The following is a 22,979-nucleotide window of genomic DNA, read 5'->3' as shown; positions in this document are numbered from 1 at the left end:
GCTTCAACCCGGCCACATCTCGTGCGAGGTGTTGAGCGCCTTCATCAGCGGATGGTCGCGCAGCCGCGCCCACAGGCGTTCAATGTTCGGCCATGCCGTCCGCGCGCTGTCGATGTCGGGATGCCAGGCCACCAGCATGACCAGATAGATGTCGGCCAGCGACATCCGCTCGCCGACCAGCCAGTCACGGCCTTCAAGCGCGGCATCCAGAACGGCAAAGCCACGGTCCATCTCGGCCACGGCTGCCTGCTTGACCGCCTTGGTGCCTTCGGGATCGGCAGTGTAGCGGTATGCGTAGTAGAAACGCAGCACCGCCGGATAGAGCACCGACGACATGAAGGCCATCCAGCGCAGGAAATCGGCGCGGGCAGGCGCGTCTGCTGCCGGCGCCAAATTGGCATCGGGATGACGCTCGGCAAGCAGGATGCAGATCGCCGCCGATTCCGTCATCGAGCTTCCGTCCGGCAAGGTCAGCACCGGCACCTGGTTCAACGGACTGATGTCGAGGAAGGCGGGGTCGGGCCGGTCGGTCTTCGGCACGTCGATCTGCTCGAACTGTGCATTCGCCAACGCCAGCGCTGCCTCGACGACGAAGCCGCCGCTGCCAGGACGGGTATAAAGCTTGTACATGAAATTCTCCCCCGGCCGCGCAAAGCAGGCCGGGGCGATATGAACCGGAAGCGGTGCCGCGCTCAAGCCGCCGATGGCGGCCACGCGCGTTTTTTCAGCGGGCCAGCTTGGACGCGAAGGAGCGTCGGACTACGATCCCAGCCCCTCGAACAGGATTGTCGACAGATAGCGCTCGGCGAAGGACGGGATGACCACCACAAGATTTTTGCCCTTGTTCTCCGGCCGCGAGCCGACGACGATGGCCGCCTGCAGGGCGGCGCCCGAAGAGATGCCGACCGGCACGCCTTCGAGGCGGGCGACGAGGCGGGCATTGGCCACCGAATCCTCGTTCGACACCTTGACGATCTCGTCATAGATCGTCGTGTCGAGGATCTTGGGCGCAAAACCGGCGCCGATGCCCTGGATCTTGTGCGGGCCGGGCTGGCCGCCCGACAGAACCGGCGAGGAGTCGGGCTCGACGGCGACGACATGCACGGAGGGCTTGCGCTTCTTCAGCACCTGGCCGACGCCGGTGATGGTGCCGCCGGTGCCGATGCCGGCGACGAAGATATCGACCTCGCCATGCGTATCGTTCCAGATTTCCTCGGCCGTCGTCGTGCGGTGGATTTCCGGATTGGCCGGGTTCTCGAACTGCTGCGGGATGATCGCATTGGGGATCGTCGCTGCCAGTTCGTCGGCCTTGGCGATGGCGCCCTTCATACCTTTCGGACCCTCGGTCAGCACCAACTCGGCGCCGAGCAGCGCCAGCATTTTCCGGCGCTCGACCGACATTGTTTCGGGCATCGTCAGGATCAGCTTGTAGCCCTTGGCCGCGGCGGCGAAGGCAAGCGCGATGCCGGTGTTGCCCGACGTCGGTTCGATCAGCGTTGTCTTGCCGGGAGAAATCTTGCCTGATGCCTCAAGCGCCTCGATCATCGCCACGCCAATGCGGTCCTTGACCGAGGCGATCGGATTGAAGAATTCGAGCTTGGCGATGAGATTGGCGACGATGCCCTTTTCCCTGGCGAACTTGTCGAGCCGCACCAGGGGAGTGTCGCCGATCGTATCGGTGATGGAATTGTAGACGCGGCCGCGGCCGGGCACGCGGGCTGATGTGGCGGACTTGTTCATTTGTTTCGCTCCCAGAACTTCAGGCGAGTAAGGATTTCAGGCAGTGGAATTGCAGCCGGCAAGATAGGGCCTTCGGTCGCGCAAGATAGACTGTCGGCTGAAAATATCCGAGTGGGACCTGTGTCTAAAACCGTGCCGTCCCGGAAAAGCATTTCTCGCAAAGGCCCGTTTGCGAAATGCTTTGGCGGAAAGCTCTCTATTGCCGAGCGGCAATCGCTGCAGCAGCACCGACCATGAAGCCGGCCGCCGTGCGGTTCAGCGCCTTGAGCGCGCGGGGCGATTTCAGAAACCAGCGCGCCTTGGCCGCCAGCGCCAGATACGGCACCAGCACCACCAACAGCACGACAACGGTCAGCGCGACGAGGATGCCGTAATCCGCCAGCGTGATGGTTTTCAGGTCGACGATGGTCGGCGTGATCGCGAGATAGAAGATCATCGTCTTCGGATTGCCGAGGGTAACGGTCAGGCCGGCGGCAAAGCTCGACAGCAAGCCGCCCTTGCCTTTTCCGGCCTCGACGGTCTCGGGCGTGATGCCGCTGTTCCAGAAGCGCCAGCCGAGAAAGGCGAGATAGGCGACGCCGAGCCATTTGATGGCCAGGAAAACCATGCCGAAGGATTGTGCGACGAAGGCGAGGCCAAGCACCACGGCGGTCAGATAGGTGATGTCGCCAACCATCAGGCCAAACGACATCGCCAGCGACGATCGGAAGCCTGAGCCGAGCGCACGGGCGACCAGCGCGGTGATGCCGGGACCAGGAATCGCGGCGGCGATGCCGAGGGCCGCACTATAGGCGAGGAATCCGGTAAGGGTCATGGCACTGGTCTCGGATCAGAGCGTTTTATTGCATGGGACAGGCCAAGATTGAATTCCCTGGGGCCGGATTCTATTGCACCAGATATTGAGGGCTCGCCTTACGAAGCCCCCTCATCCGGCCGCTTCGCGGCCACCTTCTCCCCGAGGGGAGAAGAGACGGGCGCCAGCGTCTGCTGACTCCTCTCCCCTCGGGGAGAGGTCGGATTGTCCCGAATTGCTCTTCGCAATTCGGTTGGCAATCCGGGTGAGGGGGCCTGCGTTACCTGAGCAGATCAGGACGGACCGTCGCCATGGGTGACACGCCAGATGGTGCCGTTGCCGTCCTCGCTGACGATCAGCGCACCGTCGCTCGCAATCGCCACGCCGACCGGCCGGCCCCAGACCTCACCGTTGGAAACGACGAAGCCGGTGATGAAATCCTCATACGCGCCGGTCGGCTTGCCGTCCTTGAACAGCAACCGCACCACCTTGTAGCCGGTCCTGTTGCCGCGGTTCCATGAACCATGCAGAGCGACGAACGCATCGCCCTTGTATTCAGCTGGAAAGCTCTTCCCCTCGTAGAAGGCGATGGTGAGCGGCGCCGAATGCGCCTGCATCAGCACATCGGGAACGGTCGTTTTGCCGGCAAGATCGGGGCGCTCACCCTTGTGGCGCGGATCCTCATTGTTGCCGATATAGTACCAGGGCCAGCCATAGAAGGCACCCTCCTTGACCACGGTCGCGTATTCGGGTGGCACATTGTCGCCTAGCGCATCGCGTTCGTTGACGACGCACCACAGCGCGCCGGTCGCCGGCTGCACGGTCATACCCGAGCAGTTGCGCAGGCCGGCGGCAAAGATGCGGCCGTTCTTGCCATCGGGATCGAAGGTCAGCACGTCGGCGCGGCCGTCTTCAGAACCCCAGGCTGCACCCAGCGGCTGCGATTTCGCCCAGGCATCGAGTCCGCCTTTCGGCTCCCGGCCCATGTCCTCGGCGACATTCGATCCCGAGCCGACCGAAAGGTAAAGCGTCTTGCCGTCCGGCGAGAAGGCGATATCGCGGGTCCAGTGATGACTGGCGGGGATGTTGCCGACGATGGTTTCCGGATCGCCGGAGGCCTTCAGTTCGCCATTGCGGTAGGCAAAGCGCACGATGCTGTCGCTGTTGGCGACATAGACCCATTGTGGGTCAGGGCCCGGCGGATAGAAGGCAATGCCATAGGGTCGGTTGAGATTGCCGGCAAAGATGCCGTCCTGCGCCGGCTTCGCACTGCCTTCGGCGAGGCGATAGATGCGGACCTGGTTGGCTTTGCTGTCGGCGACGAACAGGTCGCCATTCGGCGCGACGCGCACGACGCGTGGATTGTCGATGCCCGATGCAACCAGCTCGGCCGAGAACCCCGGCGGCAGTTGCAGCTTCGCGTCTGCCGGCATGTCCGCGATGCCGGCGCTGTTCGAGGTCGACCGGGTGGCATTGGGCTTGGGCAGATCATCCGGTCTGATCAGGCGGCGTGTGCCCGGCTTGTCCGCTCGCCAGTCGCCGAAGGCGGCCGCGCCCTTCAGCACCGGCTCGTCCGCCTGCTGGGCGAATGAAGCGGTCGAGACAAACAGTGCGGCGGAAAGTGCCGGGCCGGCAAAACGCATCATTCGGTCCTCCAATGTTCGGCGTGAAAACAGGAACGACCGGTTTCGTCGATCGTTCCACGGCACACGATGAGGTGAAGGAAGCTTGCGGTTTCCCGGTTCAGGTCCCGGCGGCGTAGAAATCGTCGTCGAGGCGTTTTTCCAACTCGACGAGGTCGGCCGGCAGCGGCAAGCCCATGGCGCGCATTTCCTGCAGTTTTTCGCGCAGCTGCTCCTGGATCTCGTGCTGGTCTTCCGGCTGGTTGACCATCTCCTCGAGCAGCAGGCTGATCCGGGCCTTGAATTCTTCGAGCGCCATCGTCGTCTCCTCGGTTGGATCAGCTCAGCGCAGCATGCGTGAAATCAGCTGCGCCGTATAGTCGACCATTGGGACGATGCGCGCGTAATTCAGCCGGGTCGGGCCGATGACGCCGAGCGCGCCGACGACGCGGGCATCCTTGTCGCGATAGGGGGCGACGACCAGCGACGAGCCCGACAGCGAAAACAGCTTGTTTTCCGAGCCGATGAAGATGCGCACACCCGAGCCCTGCTCGGCGAGGTCAAGCAGCTGGATAAGCCCGTCCTGCGTCTCCATGTCCTCGAACAGATGGCGCAGCAGCTCGATGTCGGCCTGGGCGGTGACGTTTTCAAGCAGATTGGCACGCCCGCGCACGATGAGCCGTGCCGGCAGGCCGCTGTCGGCGCCGGCCCACACCGCCAGCCCCTTCTCCACCAGGTCCTGCGACAGCGTGTCGAGCGCGGCCCTGGTTTCTTCCTTGATGCGAGCGATCTCGATCCGCGCCTCGGCAAGCGTGCGACCGCGTATATGGGCGTTGAGGAAATTCGAGGCCTCGTGCAGTTGCGAGACGGTGATGCCGGCGGGCAGGTCGACGACGCGGTTTTCGACGTCGCCATTCTGCGACACCAGCACCGCCAGCGCCTTCGTCGGCTCAAGCTGGATGAATTCGATGTGCTTCAGCGCCACCTCGTTCTTGGCGGCCAGCACCAGGCCGGCGCCGCGCGACATGCCCGACAGCATCTGGCTGGCCTCGGTCAGCATGTGCTCCAGCGTCGCACCGGAGCCGGACGCCCGCACCTGTGCCTCGATGGCGCGGCGCTCCTCGTCGGAAAGGTCGCCAAGCTCCATGAAGGCATCGACGAAGAAACGCAGGCCGGCCTGCGTTGGCAGCCGGCCGGCCGAAATGTGCGGCGCGTAGATCAGGCCGAGATGCTCGAGGTCGCTCATCACGTTGCGGATGGTCGCCGGCGACAGTGAGGACGGCAGGATACGCGACAGGCTGCGCGATCCCACCGGTTCACCGTCCCTGAGATAGGAATCGACGATGCGCCGGAAGATGTCGCGGGAACGCATGTCGAGCGCCTGGAATACTGGCGACTGAAGCGCGGGCGACTGCGAACTCGGATCGACTGCCTTGGTCATACGGCCAAAAACCTCCGGCCCAAGGATATAGACTTACACTGCACCCGCGCAACCCGGTGTCTGTGTCAGATCGTCAGGCCATTTTCCTTTGCGCCACGCGTCCCATGCGGTTACAAGCCGGCCAAGATTCCGAAAAATGACAAGAAAGCAGCCCTGAATGCGCCCTTCCAAACGCCAATTCGACGAAATGCGTGCCATCTCCTTCGAGCGTGGCGTCTCCAAGCATGCCGAAGGCTCATGCCTGGTGAAGTTCGGCGACACGCATGTCCTGTGCACGGCCAGCCTCGAGGAAAAAGTGCCGGGTTGGATGCGCAACTCCGGCAAGGGCTGGGTGACGGCGGAATACGGCATGCTGCCGCGCTCGACCGGCGAGCGCATGCGCCGTGAGGCTTCGGCCGGCAAGCAGGGCGGCCGCACGCTGGAAATCCAGCGGCTGATCGGCCGCTCCTTGCGCGCCGTGGTCGATTTGCAGGCGCTGGGCGAACAGCAGATCACCGTCGACTGCGACGTCATCCAGGCCGATGGCGGCACCCGCACTGCCTCGATCACCGGCGGCTGGGTGGCGCTGTATGACTGCCTGCGCTGGATGGAAGCCCGCCAGATGGCCAGCGTCGCCAAGGTGCTGAAGGATCATGTCGCTGCGATCTCCTGCGGCATCCATGACGGCCAGCCGGTCATCGACCTCGACTATATCGAGGATTCCGCGGCCGGCACCGACGCCAATTTCGTCATGACAGGCAAGGGTGGCATCGTCGAGATCCAGGGCACCGCCGAGGGCGAGCCTTTCTCCGAGGAGCAGTTCGCGGACCTGATGGGCCTGGCCAAGAAAGGCATCCAGCGGTTGGTGAGTTTGCAGCAGATGGCAGTGGCTTAGTTTTTAGATGTCGAGCCTGAGCGCCCCCCTCTGGCCTGCCGGCCATCTCCCCCTCAAGTGGGGAGATCGGATGTCGTCTAGGGCTTCGCCAATCTCCGGCGTTGTAGGGTGCGCGACAATGCAGAAGCTGCCAATCTCCCCACCTGAGGGGGAGATGGCCGGCAGGCCAGAGGGGGGCGCCTCGTGACACCCTCCGCGATCCTGGAATCGGCCCTCTACGTCACAGACCTGCCCGCCGCCGAAACCTTCTACACCGACATCCTCGGCCTCAATCCCCTCGGCAAGGTCGACGGCCGCCACCTGTTCTTCCGCTGCGGCCCCGGCGTGCTGCTCGTCTTCAACGCCGAGGCAACCAAAATCCCGCCGGCGCCCGGCGCGAGGCTGCCGGTGCCGCCGCATGGCGCGGTCGGCCAAGGTCATCTCTGCTTTGCGGCGACCGCCGATGAAATCGCCGGCTGGAAAGCGCATCTCGAGGCAAAGAAGATCGCCATCGAGAGCGAATTCGAGTGGCCGCAGGGCGGCCGTTCGATCTATATACGCGACCCCTCGGGCAATTCGATCGAATTTGCCGAGCCAAGAATCTGGGGCCTTTGATGCATTCTCTCGATGGCAAGAAGATCGTTGTCGCCAGCCATAATGAGGGCAAGCTGCGCGAATTCGCCGACCTGATGGAACCGTTCGGCTTCGAAGCCAAGTCGGCCAGGGAGTATGGCCTGCCGGAGCCTGATGAGACCGGCACCACCTTCGAGGAGAACGCCTACATCAAGGCGCTCGCCGCCGCCAAGGCGACCGGCCTGCCGGCGTTGTCGGACGATTCCGGCCTGTGCGTCGACGCGCTTGACGGCGCGCCCGGCGTCTACACCGCCAACTGGGCCGAAACCCCGGACGGTTCGCGTGACTTCGGCATGGCCATGCAACGCACCGAAGTGGCGCTGCAGGAGGTCGGCGCCGCCTTGCCGGAGCAGCGCAAGGGACGCTTTGTCGCCGTCATCTGCCTGGCGTTTCCCGACGGCGAGGCCGAATATTATCGCGGCGAGGCCGAGGGCACGCTGGTCTGGCCACCGCGCGGCGAGCTCGGCTTCGGCTATGATCCTGTGTTCCTGCCCGAGGGCTTCGAAAAAACCTTCGGCGAAATGAGCGCCGAGGAAAAGCATGGCTGGAAGCCCGGCCAGGCCACGGCGCTGTCGCACCGCGCCCGCGCCTTCCAGAAATTCGCCCAAGCTCGATTGGGCTCGGCATGAGCATGCTGCTCGACCGGACGCCCGGCTTCGGCGTCTATGTCCACTGGCCGTTCTGCGCGGCCAAATGCCCCTATTGCGACTTCAACAGCCATGTTCGCCACCAGCCGGTCGACCAGGAGCGCTTTGCCGCCGCCTTCGAGGCCGAACTGGCGACGATGCGCGAGCGCACCGGGCCGCGCGAGGTGACCAGCGTTTTTCTAGGCGGCGGCACGCCCTCGCTGATGAAGCCGGAAACCGTGGCCAGGGTTCTGGACGCCGTGGCGAAGAACTGGACGGTGCCCGCCGGCATCGAGGTGACGCTGGAGGCCAATCCCTCCTCGGTCGAGGCCGAACGCTTTCGCGGCTACCGGGCAGCCGGCGTCAATCGCGTATCGCTCGGCGTGCAGGCGCTGAACGACAAGGATTTGCGCTTCCTCGGCCGTTTGCACAATGTCGAACAGGCCCTGCACGCCATCGGCTTCGCGCGGGAAATATTCCCAAGGCTGTCCTTCGACCTGATCTACGCCCGCCCCGGCCAGACGCCGGAGGCTTGGGCATCGGAGCTGGAACAGGCGATCGGCCATGCCGCCGACCATCTGTCGCTCTACCAGCTGACCATCGAGGAAGGCACGCCCTTCCACGCGCTGCATGCGGCAAAGAAATTCGTCATCCCCGACAACGACCATGCCGCCGACCTCTATGCGCTGACGCAGGAGATCACCACGGCGCACGGCCTGCCGGCCTACGAGATTTCCAACCACGCCAGGCCGGGCGCCGAGAGCCGGCACAACCTGACCTATTGGCGCTATGGCGAATATGTCGGCGTCGGGCCGGGCGCGCATGGCCGCTTCGTCGAGAACGGCCGCCGCACGGTGACAATCGCCGAGCGGATGCCGGAAACCTGGGCCAATCTGGTCGAGGCCAAGGGCCATGGCGTCACCGGCGGCGAGATCCTGACGCGCTCGGAAGAGGCCGACGAATTCCTGCTGATGGGCCTGCGGCTGGCCGAAGGCATCGATCTCTCCCGCTACGAGGCGTTCTCCGGGCGCGGCCTGTCGAGCGCGCGGCTGTCGATGCTGCAGGGCGAAGGGCTGGTGGCGCCGATCGGCAATGCGCGCCTGCGTGCCACGGCCGCCGGCATGATCGTGCTCGACGCGGTGGTCGCCGATCTGGCGCGCTAACCCTTGAAGAACGTCCTTTTCGTCTGCAGCCAGAACCGCTTGCGCAGCCCGACCGCCGAACAGGTGTTTTCAACGCGCCGCGATATTGAGGTGGCCTCGGCCGGAACCAACCACGATGCCGACACGCCGCTGACGCATGAGCTGGTCGCTTGGGCCGACATCATCTTCGTCATGGAAAAGGCGCACCGCACCAAGCTGCAGAAGAAATTCAAGGCCAGCCTGAAGAAGGCGCGTGTGATCTGCCTCGACATACCTGACAATTATGAATTCATGGATCTGGAGTTGATTGGCCTTCTGAAGGCGCGCGTTTCGCGGTATCTCGGTTGAGACGTCATCCGCGAAGGCCACCTTGATGAACCTGACCGTATCCTCCTGGCAATTCTGGGCATTGCTCTCGGCTGCATTCGCTGCCCTGACGGCGATCTTCGCCAAGGTCGGCATCGAGAACATCAATTCCGATTTCGCCACCTTCATCCGCACGATCATCATCCTGATCGTGCTCGGTGCCATCCTGCTCGCCAGCGGCCAGTTCCAGTCGCCGGCTACGATCTCGGGAAAGACCTGGGCTTTCCTCGCCCTGTCCGGTCTGGCGACCGGCGCTTCATGGCTCTGCTATTTTCGCGCCCTGAAGATCGGCAATGCGGCGCAGGTGGCGCCGATCGACAAGCTAAGCGTCGTGCTTGTGGCGGTGTTTGGCGCGGCCTTTCTCGGCGAGCGGTTGTCCGGAGCGAACTGGCTTGGCGTCACCCTTATCGCGGCGGGTGCTGTGCTGGTCGCCTATCGAGGGTAGTTGCGCGCCATGGCGTGCGTTCTTCGTTTCAAGACGGGTGATGAAGATATCGAAGCGATTGGGCATCGTCCGGTCAGTGCTCCGTCGTGCTGTCGGGTTTGTTGTCGGAAAGGCTGACGTTCGTCGGCAAGGTGCTGGCGACGCGCTCTTCGGTCAGGCTGTGCTCGGTCTTGGCAGACGGGCGCTTGTCCCTGGGGGTGGCAACGCGGTTGCGGCCGGCATAGTAGGGCTCGAAAGCGTCTTGTATCTTGAGGCTGTCCATCCTGTCCTCCTCCGGAATCAGGGGGCTAATCTGCCAACGCCGGTTTGGTTCCCCACTGTGGCAAAGGAAAGGCGAATTCCCTACATCGGCGTCAGCTTTTGCAAGCCCGCGCCAGCCGTGCCAAACAGGGTCGAACGGAGACTTGATCAGTGACCGCAGAGACGGGCAAGCGCAGCTATGTGGTCGGGCAGACCGAGATCGCGGCCCGGCCGCTGGAGCCGGCGCTCTATCTGGTGGCGACGCCGATCGGCAATCTCGCCGACATCACGCTGCGCGCGCTGGAGACGCTGGCCGCCGCCGACATCGTCGCTTGCGAAGACACACGGGTGTCGCGCGTGCTGCTCGACCGTTATGGCATCCGCCGCCGCACCACAGCCTATCATGAGCATAATGCCGGCGAGGCCGGGCCGAAGCTGATCGCGGCGCTGCAGGCCGGACAGAGCGTGGCGCTGATCTCCGATGCCGGCACGCCGCTGGTGTCCGATCCCGGCTACCGGCTGGTCGGCGAGGCGCTCGACCACGGCATTCGCGTCGTGCCTATCCCCGGCCCATCGGCGCCGCTCGCGGCGTTGACCGCATCCGGCCTGCCCTCCGATGCCTTCATGTTCGCCGGATTTTTACCGGTGAAGACCGGGCAGCGGCTGACGCGGCTGGAGGCACTGAAAGCCGTGCCGGCGACATTGATTTTCTTCGAATCGCCGCGCCGGCTGGCCGAATCCCTCGGTGCCATGGTCGAAGCGCTGGGCGGCGAGCGCAAGGCCGCGATCGGCAGGGAATTGACCAAGACCTTCGAGGAGATGCGAACCGGCACGCTGCAGGCGCTGGCCGACCACTATGCCGCGGCCGATACGCCGAAGGGCGAGATCGTCGTCTGCGTCGCTCCGGCCGAGGCCAGGGTCGACGAACCCGCCGACATCGACCGTTTGCTTCTGTCGCTTGCCGCCGAGATGCCGGCCTCCAAGGCGGCGGCGGAAGCCGCGAAGATGACCGGCGGCCAGAAACAGGCGCTCTATCGGCGATTGCTGGAGCTCAAGGATGCTTCGGGAGAAAGCGACGGTGGCTGAACGCCCGAGCGCCAGCCGCCAGAAAGCCTATCGGCGCGGCCATCGCGGCGAATGGCTGGCGTCGGTAGCGCTGATGCTGAAAGGCTATCGCATTCTCGCCCGCCGCCACCGCACGCGCTTCGGCGAGATCGACCTGATCGCGCGGCGCGGCGACCTGGTGCTGTTCGTCGAGGTCAAGGCGCGCCGGTCGCTGATGGAAGCCATGGAGGCGATCGGTCACGAATCGGAGCGTCGCATAGAAGGCGCGGCCGACATCTGGCTCTCGCGCCAAGCGGACTACGGCAGACTGTCGATGCGCTTCGACATGGTCGCGGTGCTGCCCTGGCGCTGGCCGGTGCATGTCGAGAACGCGTTTTATGGGAAGAGTTAGAGGGGGCAGCCCTCCTTCATTTGTCATCCACGGGCGGAGCAGGAGCGAAGCTCCGTCGCGGAGACCCGAGGATCCATGCCGCGACCTTTAAGCGCCTCTACGGTGCAGAAAGTGAAAGACTTCGCAGGCGATAGCGAGCCTAGTGATGGCTATTTTCTACCGCCGCGCTCTTCGGTCCACGTCGCGGCATGGATCCTCGGGTCTGTGCCGCGTCGCTACGCTCCTTGCTCCGCCCGTGGGACGAAGCGTGAGGGCTGCTACGCGGAACACTCCTCACCCCCAGATCATCAACGCCACCAACCCGACACCGCCCACCACCAGCCGCCACCAGCCGAACAGCGAGTAACCCTTGCGCGAGACGTAATCGAGCAGGAAGCGCACGACGATGAGCGCCGTGACGAAGGCGGCGACGAAGCCGACGGCGATGATCGGCAGGTCGGCGCTGCTCAGCACGTTGCGGTTCTTGAACAGGTCGAAGGCGAAGGCGCCGACCATGGTCGGGATTGCAAGGAAGAAGGAAAATTCAGCGGCCGCGCGCTTATCGACGCCCAAAAGCAGGGCGCCGACGATGGTCGAGCCCGAACGCGATGTGCCGGGAATGAGCGACAGGCACTGGAAAAGCCCGATCTGCAGGTAAAGCCGGGTCGGGAAGCGCTCGACGTCGCGATAAACCGGCTTGAGGTTCATGCGGTCGACCACCAGCAGCACGACGCCGCCGATGATCAGCATGATGCAGATCAGCCTTGGCGATTCGAACAGCACCGTCTTGATGAAATCATGCGCCAGCGCGCCGATGAATGCCGCCGGCAGGAAGGCGATGAGGATGCCGATGACGAAATGCCTGGTCAGTCGGTCGTGCGGCAGTTCGAGCAGCATTTTCCAGAGGCGGCGGAAATAAACGCTGAGGATCGCCAGGATGGCGCCGAGCTGGATCAGGATCTCGAAGGCCTTGCCGGTCGAGTGGAAGCCGAGGAAATGGCCAGCGAGCAGGATATGGCCGGTCGAGGACACCGGGATGAACTCGGTCAGCCCCTCCAGCAGGCCGAGCAGCAGGGCTTCGACGATGGTCTGGCTTTCCATGGCTACCTCGGCATTGGCGTGACGGCTGACAGAAGGGCTTGCTTGTCATGGCGTTGAAGTCCCCCTATAGGTCGCAACACCCTGACGGCCCGCTAACCGGGCGGCCAAGACTTACCGGTGCGCCCTGCGATTCGCCAGTGCGCTTTATCATCGCGGAACCATGCTGACGCTTTTCCACCACCCCATGTTCGCCACCTGTCGCTTCGTCCGCCTCGCTTTCGGCGAGTATGGCGAGGAGCTGGCCCTGATCGAGGAAAAGCCGTGGACCCGGCGCAAGGAGTTCCTGGCGCTGAACCCGGCTGGCACGCTGCCGATCCTGCTGGCCGAAGGCGACGTGCCGATCGTCGGCGCGACGGTCATATCGGAATATCTCGATGAGACGCGCGGCGTGCTGAAGCGCGACAAGCGGCTGTTCGCCGAGGACCCGATGCAGCGCGCCGAAATCCGCCGGCTCATCGACTGGTATCTCAACAAGGCTGAAAGCGAAGTCACCCGCCATCTGGTGCGTGAGCGCGTGCTGAAGCCGGTCATGCCGGAAACGGCGGGCGGCGGCTCGCCCGACTCGGGCGCGATCCGTGCGGCGCGCGCCAACATCCGCCAGCACATGAAATACACCAACTGGCTGGCCGGCACCCGCCACTGGCTGGCCGGCTCGAGGGTCACCTATGCCGATCTCGCGGCCGCGGCGACGCTGTCGGTGCTCGATTATCTCGGCGAGATAGACTGGCGCGAGCACAGCGCTGCTCGCGAATGGTACACGCGGGTCAAGTCGCGGCCTTCCTTTCGGCCGCTTTTGACCGACCGGGTGCGCGGCCTGTCACCGGTGTCGCATTATGCGGACCTCGACTTCTGACGCCGCAAAACTGCGCGCGCTGATCGACGCGGAGGCGCAGCGCGCCGGCTTCGATGCCGTCGCCGTCACCTCCCCCGATGCGATCCCGCTGGCGCCGGCGCGCCTGGCCGAATTCGTCGCCGATGGCTTTCACGGCTCAATGGACTGGATCGCCGAGACGCTGCAACGCCGCAGTGAACCAACGGCCCTCTGGCCGCAGGTACGCTCGATCGTCGTGCTGGCGATGAACTACGGCCCCGACCATGATCTTCGCGAAGTGCTGGCCAAGCGCGACCGCGGCGCGATCTCGGTCTATGCGCAAAACCGCGACTATCACGATGTGATGAAAGGCCGGCTGAAGGAGATCGCCGGCAAGCTCGTTGCCCGCGCCGGCGGTGACGTGAAGGTGTTCGTCGACACCGCACCTGTCATGGAAAAGCCGCTGGCCGAAGCCGCCGGGCTTGGCTGGCAAGGCAAACACACCAATCTGGTCAGCCGCGAGCACGGCTCCTGGCTGTTCCTCGGCACCATCTTCACCACCGCCGAACTGGTGCCCGACCGCGCCGAAATCGACCATTGCGGCTCCTGCCGCGCCTGCCTCGACGCATGCCCGACCGATGCTTTTCCGGCGCCCTACCGGCTCGATGCGCGGCGCTGCATTTCCTATCTCACCATCGAGAACAAGGGGCCGATTCCGCACGAATTCCGCGAAAAGATCGGCAACCGCATCTATGGCTGCGATGACTGTTTAGCCGCCTGCCCGTGGAACAAATTCGCCCGGGCGGCTTCGGAAGCAAAACTCGCCGCGCGCGATGATCTGCGCGAACCACCGCTCGCCGACCTTTTGGGTCTCGATGACGCGGCCTTCCGCGCTTTCTTCTCCGGTTCGCCGATAAAACGCATCGGCCGCGATCGGTTCATCCGCAACGTGCTGATCGCCGCCGGCAATTCCGGCGAAGCGTCGCTGTCCGGCGCGGTGCTTGCGCTGCTCGGCGATCCGTCCCCGCTGGTGCGGGGCGCGGCAATTTGGGCGCTGGCGCGGCTGGTGCCCGATGCCGAATATTCAGAAAGGGCAGCCCTCGGCCTGAAAACCGAGAGCGACGAAGCCGTGCGCGACGAATGGCGTCTGGCGCGGCCAACCAGGGCGAATGCATGAGCGAAAAGCAGATATTCATCTTCGGCGCCGGCTATTCCGGCAGGGCTTTTGCTCGGGCCAACAAAGGCGCCGCGACGATCTTCGGCACGACACGCTCGCCGGAAAAATTCGAGACGCTACGGCAGGCCGGCATCGCGCCGCTGCTGTTCGACGGCGCGATGAGGGATGAGATTGGCGATGCATTGCGGAAAACAACGCATCTGCTGATCTCGGTCGCCCCGGAGGAGGCCGGCGATCCCGTGCTGGGTGCGGCGCGAGAGGCAATCGCTCAAATGCCTTTGCTGGAATGGATCGGCTATCTCTCTACAGTCGGGGTTTACGGCAATTATGACGGCGCCTGGGTCGATGAAACGGCTGAATGCCGGCCGGTGTCGAAGCGTTCGATGATGCGGGTGGCGGCAGAGCAGGACTGGCTGGAGCTGGGCCGCGAGATTCGCCGGCCGGTGGCGATCCTGCGACTCTCCGGCATTTACGGGCCGGGCCGCAATGCCCTGGTCAATCTGGAAAACGGCAGCGCAAGGCGGCTGGTCAAGCCCGACCAAGTGTTCAACCGCATTCATTGCGACGACATTGCAGGCTCCCTGTGGCAGCTCATCCAAGGCAATAAAGGCGGCATCTTCAACGTCACCGACGATCTGCCGGCGGCGCCGCAGGACGTCGTCGCCTATGCCGCATCATTGATGGGCATCGAACCGCCGCCCGAGATTCCTTTCGACGCCGCCCAACTTTCGCCCATGGCGCGGTCCTTCTATGGCGAGAACAAGCGCGTCGGCAACGCGGCGATCAAGGCGGCGGGCTATTCCCTGCGCTTTCCGGACTACCGCGCCGCCTTCGACCATATGTGGGCGAGCGACGACTGGCGCGACGGCGAGGCGCGCAGCCCGATGAAGCGCTAAAAGCAATTTCAGGAAAAGTGTGACACGGTTCTCCGTCCGGGATTGCGTCAAAACAGAGATAGAGCGGTTCACCGTTTCGGTGAACCGCTCTGTCGATCGAAGCGTTCCGCGTTGCATGCTATGATTCGGCCTGGTGGGGATCCGGTTTCATGAAAACACCGATACAGCCATCTCTCGGCAAAAAATTCAGGCTGGCGGCCGCTCTCGGCCTGTTCGTCCTTACCGGTCTAGCCGTACGGCCGGCCGCGGCCGAGGAACGGGCAAAAGACCTGTTCGGCGCCAAGAAACTGCCAGCCGCGAGCGCGGCGCAATCGATCGGCTTCTATTCCAAGGGCTGTTTTGCCGGCGGCGTCGCCATTCCCATGGACGGTCCGACCTGGGAGGTGATGCGGCCGTCCCGCAACCGTCGCTGGGGCCATCCGGCTATGATCGCGGTGATCGAGAAATTGTCGCGCGATGCGGCAGCCGACGGTTGGCCGGGCCTGCTGATCGGCGACATTTCGCAGCCGCGCGGCGGCCCGATGCTGACCGGGCATGCCTCGCACCAGATCGGGCTCGACGCCGACATCTGGCTGACGCCGATGCCCAGCCGCCCGCTGTCGATGGCGCAGCGCGAATCGATGAGCGCCACCTTGATGGTCGATGAGAAGACCCATCTGGTGAAGGACGCGCTGTGGACGCCGGCGCACACAAGGCTTCTGAAGCGGGCGGCGAGCTACAGCCAGGTCGAGCGCATCCTGGTCAATCCGGGCATCAAGAAGAAACTCTGCGACACCGTCAGGGGCGACCGCGGCTGGCTGCGCAAGATCCGGCCGTTTTGGGGCCACGACTATCATTTTCACATGCGCATCGGCTGTCAGCCGGGATCCCCCGGCTGCAAGGCGCAGGAAGCGACGCCGGACGATGACGGTTGCGGCAAGCCATTGGCCTGGTGGTTCACGCAGGAGCCGTGGCGGCCCAACAAGAACCCGGATGCCCCCAAGGCACGCGACCTGATGACGATGGCGAACCTGCCGAGCGAATGCCGCGCCGTGCTCGACGCGCCGGGGCCGGCCTCGGCCGAGGCGGCGACCTATCATGGCGGCGGCGTGCCGGTCGCGGCTGCCGCACCCGAACCCGAAGCGCCGTCATTGTCCGCCACGCCGGCCGCCGCCGGCTTGCCAAGTACGGTGAACGCCTTCACGGCGACCCCCGAGACCGGCGTGCCGCTGCCGCGACCGCGGCCGCCAGGAAACTGACGGTCACGGCCCAATCGGTTCGGGGCCTTATTTTTGCGAAACCGTGTCGGTTTGGCCGCACAGCCGGCCTCAGCGCGCCGCCGGGGTCGAAAACCGTTTCCCTTTTCAAACCCATGCGCTAGTCAACGGAAGAACGGCTAGAGGCCGTCGGTGGCGCCGGAGACGGACGAGAGCATGCCAGGCACAGGCGACGACGATACTTTGTTGCGGTTTCCGATCCTTATCGGCGACATCGGCGGCACCAATGCGCGCTTTTCGATCGTGCTCGACGCCAATTCCGAGGCAGGCGAGCCGACCATCGTCCAGACGGCGAACTACAACACCATCGACGAGGCGATCCAGGCGGCCGTGCTCGATCGCTCGTCGGTGCGTCCCAATTCGGCGGTGCTGGCGGTGGCCGGTCCGGTCGACGGCGACGAGATCGAACTGACCAACTGCCCCTGGATCGTCAAGCCGAGAAAAATGTTCGCCAGCCTCGGCCTGAGCGACATCGTCGTGCTCAACGATTTTGAGGCGCAGGCGCTGGCCGTCGTCGCGCTCGGCGAGGAGCACATGGAAAAGATCGGCGGCGGCACGCCGGAGCCCAATGCCGGCCGCGTCGTGCTCGGCCCCGGAACCGGGCTCGGCGTCGCCGGGCTGGTCCATGCGCTGCACCACTGGATACCGGTGCCCGGCGAGGGCGGCCATATGGACATCGGTCCGCGCTCGGCCCGCGATTTCGAGGTTTTTCCGCATATCGAGAAGCTGGAGGGCCGCATTTCGGGCGAGCAGATCCTGTGCGGACGCGGTCTGGTCAATGTCTATCGGGCGGTTGCCAAGGCGGACGGCAAGCCGTCGCCCTTCACCACGCCGGCCGAGATCACTGCCGCGGCACTTGCGAAAACCGATCCGGTTGCCGAGGAAGCGCTGGAGACCTTCGTCACCTGCCTTGGGCGCACGGCAGGCGACCTTGCTCTGGTGTTCATGAGCCGCGGCGGCGTGTTTCTCACCGGTGGCATCGCGCAGAAGATCGTGCCGGCGCTGAAAGCCGGCAATTTCCGTGCCGCTTTCGAGGACAAGGCGCCGCACAGCGCGATGATGCGCACCATGCCGGTGTATGTCATTACCCATCCGCTGGCCGCACTTCTGGGCCTTGCCGCCTATGCCAGGAACCCCTCGCTGTTCGGTGTCCAGACTTCGGGCCGGCGCTGGCGCGACGAAGTTAGTCACCCCGAGGCATAGGCAAGCTGGCTGCTTGGCGTTAAGAGGGGTGCCAAATTGCCCGGCCGCGGGAAGCGGAAATCTACGAAGCGCTCCAATTTGACATTTCAGCCCCCCAATTTGTCGAAACCCCGTGCGGGAGAGATCGTGGCGGTCATCCGCCGTATCCTCCAGGAAAATGGCCGCGACTATCGGGGCGCGTATGTTTTCACCATCCTCTGCCTGCTGACCGTGTCGGCGACGACGGCGCTTGCCGCCTGGATCATGAGCCCGGTCGTCAACCAGATCTTCTACGAACGACGCGGCGACCTGATCCCATGGATCTGCGCCGCACTGCTCGGTGCTTTCATCCTGCGCGGCCTTGCCGGCTACGGCCAGGCGGTGACGATGGCCAGGATCGGCAACAATCTGGTGGCGCGCTATCAGCAGCGCATCTTCAACCATCTGATGAAGCTTGGCGTCTCCTTCTTCAACGACACAAGGTCCGGGCGGCTGGCCGCGCAGGTCAACGAGAACGTCAACGGCATTCGCGACCTGTTGTCGATGACGGTGACCTCGACCGCGCGTGATGCCGTCTCGCTGGTCGGCCTGGTCGGCGTGATGATCTATCAGGATCCGATACTCTCCTTGAGTTCGCTGCTGATCGGGCCGCCGCTGATCTGGACCGTCACCTATCTAATGCGCCGGGTGCGCCGCATCACGCGCGAATCGGTGCAGATCAACTCTCGGCTGATCGGCGCCATGCAGGAAGCCACGCAAGGCATCGCCATCGTCAAGGCCTTCACCATGGAGGACGAGCTGTCGCGCCGGATCAGCCAGCTCGCCGAGGATGCCGAGCAGCGGTCGAACAAGATCGCTCGCGTCTCCGAGCGGCTGACGCCGGTTTCCGAACTGCTGGCCGGCATCGCCTTCGCCAGCGTCATCGCCTATTCCGGCTACCGGGCCACCGTTCTCGGCCAGCCGCCGGGCGCGGTGTTTTCCTTCATCACCGCGCTGACGCTCGCCTATGATCCGGCCCGCCGTCTGGCGCGCATGCAGGTCGGCATGGAACGCGCGCTTGTGAATGCGCGCATGATCTACGAGCTTCTCGACATCGAGCCGCAGCAGAGCGACGCCCAAGGCGCCGCCGAGGCGAAATTCACCTCCGGCGAAGTGCGTTTCAACAACGTCTCCTTCCGCTATGTCGAGGAGGCTCCGGTGCTGCAGGATCTGAGTTTCGTCGCCGCGGCCGGCAAGGTGACGGCAATCGTCGGCGCTTCGGGCGCCGGCAAGACGACATTGGTGGCGCTGCTGCAGCGCTTCTACGATGTCGAGGCTGGGTCGATCGAGATCGACGGCCAGGACATCTCGAAGGTCACCAAACAGTCGCTGCGCGGTTCCATCGCCTATGTCTCGCAGCAGCCCTATCTGTTCGAAGGCACTATCCGCGACAATATCCGCTACGGCCGGCTGAGCGCCACCGATGCCGAGATCGAACAGGCCGCGGGCCAAGCCGCGGCCGACGACTTCATTCGCCAGCAGCCGCAGGGCTACGACACGCCAGTCGGCGAGAATGGCGTGACGCTGTCCGGCGGCCAGCGCCAGCGCGTCTCGATCGCGCGGGCCATCGTGCGGCAGGCACCGATCCTTTTGCTCGACGAAGCGACATCGGCGCTCGACAACGAGGCCGAGGCTCGCGTCCAGCAGGCGCTGACAAAGGTCATGGAAGGCCGCACCACCATCGTCATCGCGCACCGGCTGTCAACGGTGGTCAATGCCGACCACATCATCGTCATGGAACAGGGACGGCTGGTCGAGGAAGGCACGCACGCCTCGCTGATGGCCGATCCGCACAGCGTCTATGCCCGCTTCCACCGCATCCAGGGCGTCAAGGGTCTGGGGCTTGTCGACGACAGCGCGCCGATCCGGACTTCGGCGCAACGCCTGTCACAAGGCATCGACACGCAGAGCATCGCCGGGAGCACGACATGAGCGCCACGCCCGCAACCGACGGACCGGCAAATGATATGGGCCTGGTGGTGGTAGGCGCCGCCGGCCGCATGGGCCAGACGCTGATCCGCGCCATCCACTCTATATCAGGCGCGCGGGTCATCGGCGCGGTCGAGCGGGCGGATTCGCCGCATCTGGGCAAGGATGCCGGCGAGCTGGCCGGCATCGGCATCATCAACGTGCCGATCAGCGACGATCCGCTGCCGGTGTTCGCCAAGGCCGACGGTGTGCTCGATTTCACCACGCCTGCTTCGACGGTCGAATTCGCCGGCTACGCGGCGCAGGCGCGCATCGTCCATGTCATCGGCACTACCGGCTGTTCGGCCGATGACAATGCCAGGATCGCTGCGGCGGCGCGCCATGCGACGATAGTCAAGTCGGGCAATATGAGCCTCGGCGTCAATCTGCTGGCGGTGCTGGTCGAGCAGGCGGCGCGCGCGCTCGATGCCGACGATTTCGACATCGAGATCCTCGAAATGCACCACAAGCACAAGGTCGACGCGCCTTCGGGCACGGCGCTGCTGCTGGGTGAAGCCGCCGCCGCCGGGCGTGGTATCGAGCTCTCAGGCAACGACGTGCGCGTCCGCGACGGCCACACCGGGGTGCGCAAGACGGGCTCGATCGGCTTTGCCACGTTGCGCGGCGGCTCTGTCGTCGGCGACCACAGCGTGATGCTGGCCGGAACCGGCGAGCGCATCACCCTGTCGCACCACGCCGAGGACCGCGCCATCTTCGCCCGCGGCGCCGTCAAGGCGGCGCTTTGGGCGCGCGGCAAAAAGCCGGGACTGTATTCGATGCGGGACGTGCTCGGCCTCAGCTGAGCCGGCCTGATCCATAAACCTGAAGGAGCAAACATGTCGCGAACCCTCGTGCTCGTGCGCCACGGCCAGAGCGAATGGAATTTGAAGAACCTGTTCACCGGCTGGCGCGACGTCGACCTGACCGAACAGGGCCACGCCGAGGCCAAGGCCGCCGGGCAAAAGCTCAAGGCGCGTGGCCTGAAATTCGACATCGCCTTCACCTCGGCGCTGATCCGGGCGCAAAAGACCTGCCAGCACATCCTCGACGCGGTCGGCCAGGGCGACCTGAAGACCATCCGCGACCAGGCGCTCAACGAGCGCGACTATGGCGACCTCTCCGGCCTCAACAAGGACGACGCCCGCAAGAAATGGGGCGAGGAGCAGGTGCATGTCTGGCGCCGCTCCTACGACGTGCCGCCGCCTGCCGGCGAAAGCCTGAAGGACACCGGCGCCCGCGTCTGGCCCTATTACCTGCACGATTTGCAGCCGCATGTGCTGCGCGGCGGCACCGTGCTGGTCGCCGCGCACGGCAACTCCCTGCGCGCGCTGATCATGGCGCTCGACGGCAAGTCGGGTGAGGAGATCGTCAAGCTGGAACTCGGCACCGGCGTGCCGGTCATCTACCAGCTCAACGCCGATTCCACCGTCGCTTCCAAGGAAGTGCTGGACGACTGAGCCGGCGAACGGAGCAACCGCGAAAAAAGCGCGTTGACACACATCGCTTGCCCGCTTACATGAGCCCGCACCAGCCCAGATGGCGGAATTGGTAGACGCGCACGGTTCAGGTCCGTGTTCCGCAAGGAGTGGAGGTTCGAGTCCTCTTCTGGGCACCATTTTTCCCGACTACCAACGGGATCAAGTAGACAAGCTCTTTCGGCGGTTTCCGCTCGGGTCCCCTGTTGGCGGCTCAGTGCCCACACGGGCATAAGCTAACCTCGCGCACCAGCACGAGCTCCGCAACCACTCCCAAGTCCATGATGCCGTGTCCATCTCATCACCGTCCCGGTGTTGCATGGTCAATCACTTAGCGCAGCAGACTTTGCGGACGTAGGTGTTGCCCCAGGTCATATATGCGTCGTCAGGGATGGCACGCCTCGCCTTAAGTTCCGTCACGAGACCCTTGGCCATCACTTGATCGAAGGTGTCTTCGAGGGTGACCGCAAACCATCCATTGGTCGCAAGGTAGGCCGATAGCGGGATGGGAGCGGAGCGAACATAGCCCGAAGCCTCCGCCAAGTTGTCGAAACTCTTTACCTGTATGTGACGCTGCTCGAATGGCCCGCTTTCATACTGATCCACGTAGACCCAGGTGTCGTGCATATAGCCAACTTGGCCATTGGCTTGCACGCGGTACCACCGAGCCACATTCCCCAGGATTATAACGGGGCTCCCGTTGCGAACGTTGACGAGGGTTGCAGACCTTCCATCCGCGAGAGCTTTTAACGGAGCTGCGCCCTTTGGGTGCCGGATGCGGCCGGAGTGCGCTTGGGGAATCTCAAGAGAGGCATGCTCCGGGGTCGTGGGCAAAGAGGCAACAGGCGGTTGCGAGAACGGCGGTGGTGACGTTGGTGCTTGGTTGGCAATCGATGGCTGGCCGGCGTCATTGTCCAAGGTGGTGACCCTGTATTTCGCCATCTCGCTTCTGGACAGGTACCGTATGTCATCACTGTCATATTGCAGTGAAAGCTGGAGTAGGGCTGGGTCTACGCCCATCTCGATCATATAGGTGATGATGTCGGCAGTAACCTGCTGGATACCGGAAACGGCGTCCTCGGTATTAACGGATACATCGCCACTGAAGGATGACTTATGGACGCCGATGGAGCCCGGCTCGGCGTATCGCACGGTACCGCCAAGAAAGGCCAGGGAGCATGCTGAAGCACACTCTACAGCCCTGAACTGGGCCGTGCTTAGGCCGAGTCTGCGGATGAGCCGTCCAAGGTCCATCGCCTTCTGAATATTCCCGCCAGGTGATTGGAAAGTTACTGCGATCGCCGAGTTAGACCGTGCCAGCGCCTCAAAGGCCGACAGGTCGTCCTGATTAGCGAAATCACCTGATACAAAAATATAGTGGATGCCGGCATCAGTCTGCCCGGCCTGGAACTTCAAACCAGCATATGCCGCAGGAGTTCCCACCAGCGCAGTCAACAGGCACGACAGGATACTAGCTAAGAAAACACGAGACATGTCTAAAGCCCAACCCCAAACCTTTAGTCTAGCGCTAGTGGGGCGAAGCTGTCGAATCTTGTTCCGAATGCTAGGGGGGGCTCTGAGTGCAATCCTCTTCTGGGCACCAAATTCCCGTTTCGAGCCACTCGACGGTTCAGAAACTTAGAGAAAAAGCCCGGTTCGTCCGGGCTTTTTCTTTTCAGCCAACCTCCCCTTCCGGCCAGTCCCCTCACAAACCGCTTCAAACTCCGCGGCCGCTTCG

At 64.1% G+C, this 22,979-nt stretch carries 25 protein-coding genes and 1 tRNA gene; 17 read left to right on the top strand and 9 right to left on the bottom strand.

Going from position 1 to position 22,979, the window contains the following annotated elements; genetic code table 11:
- Positions 1 to 3: 3 nt before the first annotated feature.
- The 6 genes from A9K65_RS03985 to hrcA form a co-directional block, all read right to left on the bottom strand.
- Positions 4 to 630, bottom strand: coding sequence for a glutathione S-transferase family protein (locus A9K65_RS03985; protein ID WP_064993009.1), 627 nt, complete (start codon positions 628 to 630; stop codon positions 4 to 6).
- A 129-nt stretch (positions 631 to 759) separates the two neighbouring features.
- A complete protein-coding gene (gene cysK / locus A9K65_RS03980; RefSeq protein ID WP_013528637.1) occupies positions 760 to 1,740 on the bottom strand; it encodes a cysteine synthase A in 981 nt (326 codons plus the stop codon).
- Positions 1,741 to 1,936: 196 nt separating this feature from the next.
- Positions 1,937 to 2,554: a LysE family translocator gene (locus A9K65_RS03975; protein WP_013528636.1), complete on the bottom strand. Its 618-nt coding sequence runs from the start codon at positions 2,552 to 2,554 to the stop codon at positions 1,937 to 1,939.
- A 272-nt stretch (positions 2,555 to 2,826) separates the two neighbouring features.
- Positions 2,827 to 4,179 carry a sorbosone dehydrogenase family protein gene (locus A9K65_RS03970; RefSeq protein WP_082826610.1) on the bottom strand — a complete coding sequence of 451 codons (1,353 nt, stop codon included), beginning with the start codon at positions 4,177 to 4,179 and terminating at the stop codon, positions 2,827 to 2,829.
- Positions 4,180 to 4,276: 97 nt separating this feature from the next.
- Positions 4,277 to 4,474, bottom strand: a complete 198-nt coding sequence (locus tag A9K65_RS03965) for a hypothetical protein (protein WP_023814156.1) — start codon at positions 4,472 to 4,474, stop codon at positions 4,277 to 4,279.
- Positions 4,475 to 4,498: 24 nt separating this feature from the next.
- Positions 4,499 to 5,596, bottom strand: coding sequence for a heat-inducible transcriptional repressor HrcA (hrcA, locus tag A9K65_RS03960; RefSeq protein WP_027161211.1), 1,098 nt, complete (start codon positions 5,594 to 5,596; stop codon positions 4,499 to 4,501).
- Positions 5,597 to 5,753: 157 nt separating this feature from the next.
- Between hrcA and rph the strand changes: the two genes are divergently transcribed.
- The 6 genes from rph to A9K65_RS03925 all read left to right on the top strand — a co-directional run bounded on the left by rph (position 5,754) and on the right by A9K65_RS03925 (position 9,661).
- Entirely contained in the window at positions 5,754 to 6,470 is a 717-nt protein-coding gene (rph, locus tag A9K65_RS03955; protein ID WP_013528632.1) for a ribonuclease PH, read from the top strand.
- Between the two features lie 183 nt (positions 6,471 to 6,653).
- The gene (locus A9K65_RS03945) at positions 6,654 to 7,064 is read left to right on the top strand and encodes a VOC family protein (RefSeq protein WP_064992716.1); all 411 of its coding nucleotides are present in this window, start codon (positions 6,654 to 6,656) and stop codon (positions 7,062 to 7,064) included.
- Positions 7,064 to 7,711, top strand: coding sequence for an RdgB/HAM1 family non-canonical purine NTP pyrophosphatase (rdgB, locus tag A9K65_RS03940; RefSeq protein ID WP_064992717.1), 648 nt, complete (start codon positions 7,064 to 7,066; stop codon positions 7,709 to 7,711). Before A9K65_RS03945 ends, rdgB begins: the two co-directional genes overlap by 1 nt.
- Entirely contained in the window at positions 7,708 to 8,871 is a 1,164-nt protein-coding gene (hemW, locus tag A9K65_RS03935; protein ID WP_027161208.1) for a radical SAM family heme chaperone HemW, read from the top strand. The genes rdgB and hemW overlap by 4 nt, the downstream gene beginning before the upstream one ends.
- Before the next feature lie 3 nt (positions 8,872 to 8,874).
- Positions 8,875 to 9,198, top strand: a complete 324-nt coding sequence (locus A9K65_RS03930) for a low molecular weight protein tyrosine phosphatase family protein (protein WP_024502182.1) — start codon at positions 8,875 to 8,877, stop codon at positions 9,196 to 9,198.
- A gap of 25 nt (positions 9,199 to 9,223) precedes the next feature.
- A complete protein-coding gene (locus A9K65_RS03925) occupies positions 9,224 to 9,661 on the top strand; it encodes an EamA family transporter (protein WP_063173476.1) in 438 nt (145 codons plus the stop codon).
- A gap of 73 nt (positions 9,662 to 9,734) precedes the next feature.
- Here the strand turns inward: A9K65_RS03925 and A9K65_RS03920 are convergent, their stop codons facing one another.
- Complete coding sequence (locus tag A9K65_RS03920) at positions 9,735 to 9,923, bottom strand: hypothetical protein (protein WP_013528626.1); 189 nt, start codon at positions 9,921 to 9,923, stop codon at positions 9,735 to 9,737.
- Between the two features lie 149 nt (positions 9,924 to 10,072).
- On the opposite strand from A9K65_RS03920, the gene rsmI reads away from it, so the two are divergent.
- Positions 10,073 to 10,987, top strand: a complete 915-nt coding sequence (rsmI, locus tag A9K65_RS03915; RefSeq protein ID WP_063169658.1) for a 16S rRNA (cytidine(1402)-2'-O)-methyltransferase — start codon at positions 10,073 to 10,075, stop codon at positions 10,985 to 10,987.
- Complete coding sequence (locus tag A9K65_RS03910; RefSeq protein WP_024502180.1) at positions 10,980 to 11,357, top strand: YraN family protein; 378 nt, start codon at positions 10,980 to 10,982, stop codon at positions 11,355 to 11,357. Before rsmI ends, A9K65_RS03910 begins: the two co-directional genes overlap by 8 nt.
- A gap of 273 nt (positions 11,358 to 11,630) precedes the next feature.
- Here the strand turns inward: A9K65_RS03910 and A9K65_RS03905 are convergent, their stop codons facing one another.
- On the bottom strand, positions 11,631 to 12,437 hold the full coding sequence (locus A9K65_RS03905) for an undecaprenyl-diphosphate phosphatase (RefSeq protein WP_013528623.1): 807 nt from the start codon (positions 12,435 to 12,437) through the stop codon (positions 11,631 to 11,633).
- A 160-nt stretch (positions 12,438 to 12,597) separates the two neighbouring features.
- On the opposite strand from A9K65_RS03905, the gene A9K65_RS03900 reads away from it, so the two are divergent.
- From A9K65_RS03900 to A9K65_RS03860, 9 genes are all read left to right on the top strand, one after another.
- A complete protein-coding gene (locus tag A9K65_RS03900; RefSeq protein ID WP_013528622.1) occupies positions 12,598 to 13,290 on the top strand; it encodes a glutathione S-transferase family protein in 693 nt (230 codons plus the stop codon).
- Complete coding sequence (gene queG / locus A9K65_RS03895) at positions 13,271 to 14,425, top strand: tRNA epoxyqueuosine(34) reductase QueG (protein WP_064992718.1); 1,155 nt, start codon at positions 13,271 to 13,273, stop codon at positions 14,423 to 14,425. Before A9K65_RS03900 ends, queG begins: the two co-directional genes overlap by 20 nt.
- Positions 14,422 to 15,321: an SDR family oxidoreductase gene (locus tag A9K65_RS03890; RefSeq protein ID WP_064992719.1), complete on the top strand. Its 900-nt coding sequence runs from the start codon at positions 14,422 to 14,424 to the stop codon at positions 15,319 to 15,321. The genes queG and A9K65_RS03890 overlap by 4 nt, the downstream gene beginning before the upstream one ends.
- 149 nt (positions 15,322 to 15,470) lie before the next feature.
- The gene (mepA, locus tag A9K65_RS03885; RefSeq protein ID WP_064992720.1) at positions 15,471 to 16,559 is read left to right on the top strand and encodes a penicillin-insensitive murein endopeptidase; all 1,089 of its coding nucleotides are present in this window, start codon (positions 15,471 to 15,473) and stop codon (positions 16,557 to 16,559) included.
- Between the two features lie 174 nt (positions 16,560 to 16,733).
- Positions 16,734 to 17,780, top strand: a complete 1,047-nt coding sequence (locus tag A9K65_RS03880; RefSeq protein WP_027161200.1) for a glucokinase — start codon at positions 16,734 to 16,736, stop codon at positions 17,778 to 17,780.
- 78 nt (positions 17,781 to 17,858) lie between these two features.
- Entirely contained in the window at positions 17,859 to 19,730 is a 1,872-nt protein-coding gene (locus A9K65_RS03875; RefSeq protein ID WP_024502175.1) for an ABC transporter ATP-binding protein, read from the top strand.
- The gene (gene dapB, locus A9K65_RS03870; protein ID WP_024502174.1) at positions 19,727 to 20,569 is read left to right on the top strand and encodes a 4-hydroxy-tetrahydrodipicolinate reductase; all 843 of its coding nucleotides are present in this window, start codon (positions 19,727 to 19,729) and stop codon (positions 20,567 to 20,569) included. The genes A9K65_RS03875 and dapB overlap by 4 nt, the downstream gene beginning before the upstream one ends.
- Positions 20,570 to 20,602: 33 nt before the next feature.
- Positions 20,603 to 21,223 carry a 2,3-bisphosphoglycerate-dependent phosphoglycerate mutase gene (locus A9K65_RS03865; protein ID WP_013528615.1) on the top strand — a complete coding sequence of 207 codons (621 nt, stop codon included), beginning with the start codon at positions 20,603 to 20,605 and terminating at the stop codon, positions 21,221 to 21,223.
- Between the two features lie 73 nt (positions 21,224 to 21,296).
- Positions 21,297 to 21,381 (top strand) — tRNA-Leu (locus A9K65_RS03860).
- Between the two features lie 187 nt (positions 21,382 to 21,568).
- Here A9K65_RS03860 and A9K65_RS03855 read toward each other — a convergent pair.
- Positions 21,569 to 22,735 carry a hypothetical protein gene (locus tag A9K65_RS03855; RefSeq protein WP_064992721.1) on the bottom strand — a complete coding sequence of 389 codons (1,167 nt, stop codon included), beginning with the start codon at positions 22,733 to 22,735 and terminating at the stop codon, positions 21,569 to 21,571.
- Positions 22,736 to 22,979 lie beyond the last annotated feature (244 nt).

The sequence above is a fragment of the Mesorhizobium sp. WSM1497 genome, from assembly GCF_001672455.2.
Lineage (GTDB): Bacteria > Pseudomonadota > Alphaproteobacteria > Rhizobiales > Rhizobiaceae > Mesorhizobium > Mesorhizobium ciceri.
This window is presented reverse-complemented; position numbering and strand designations above follow the sequence as displayed.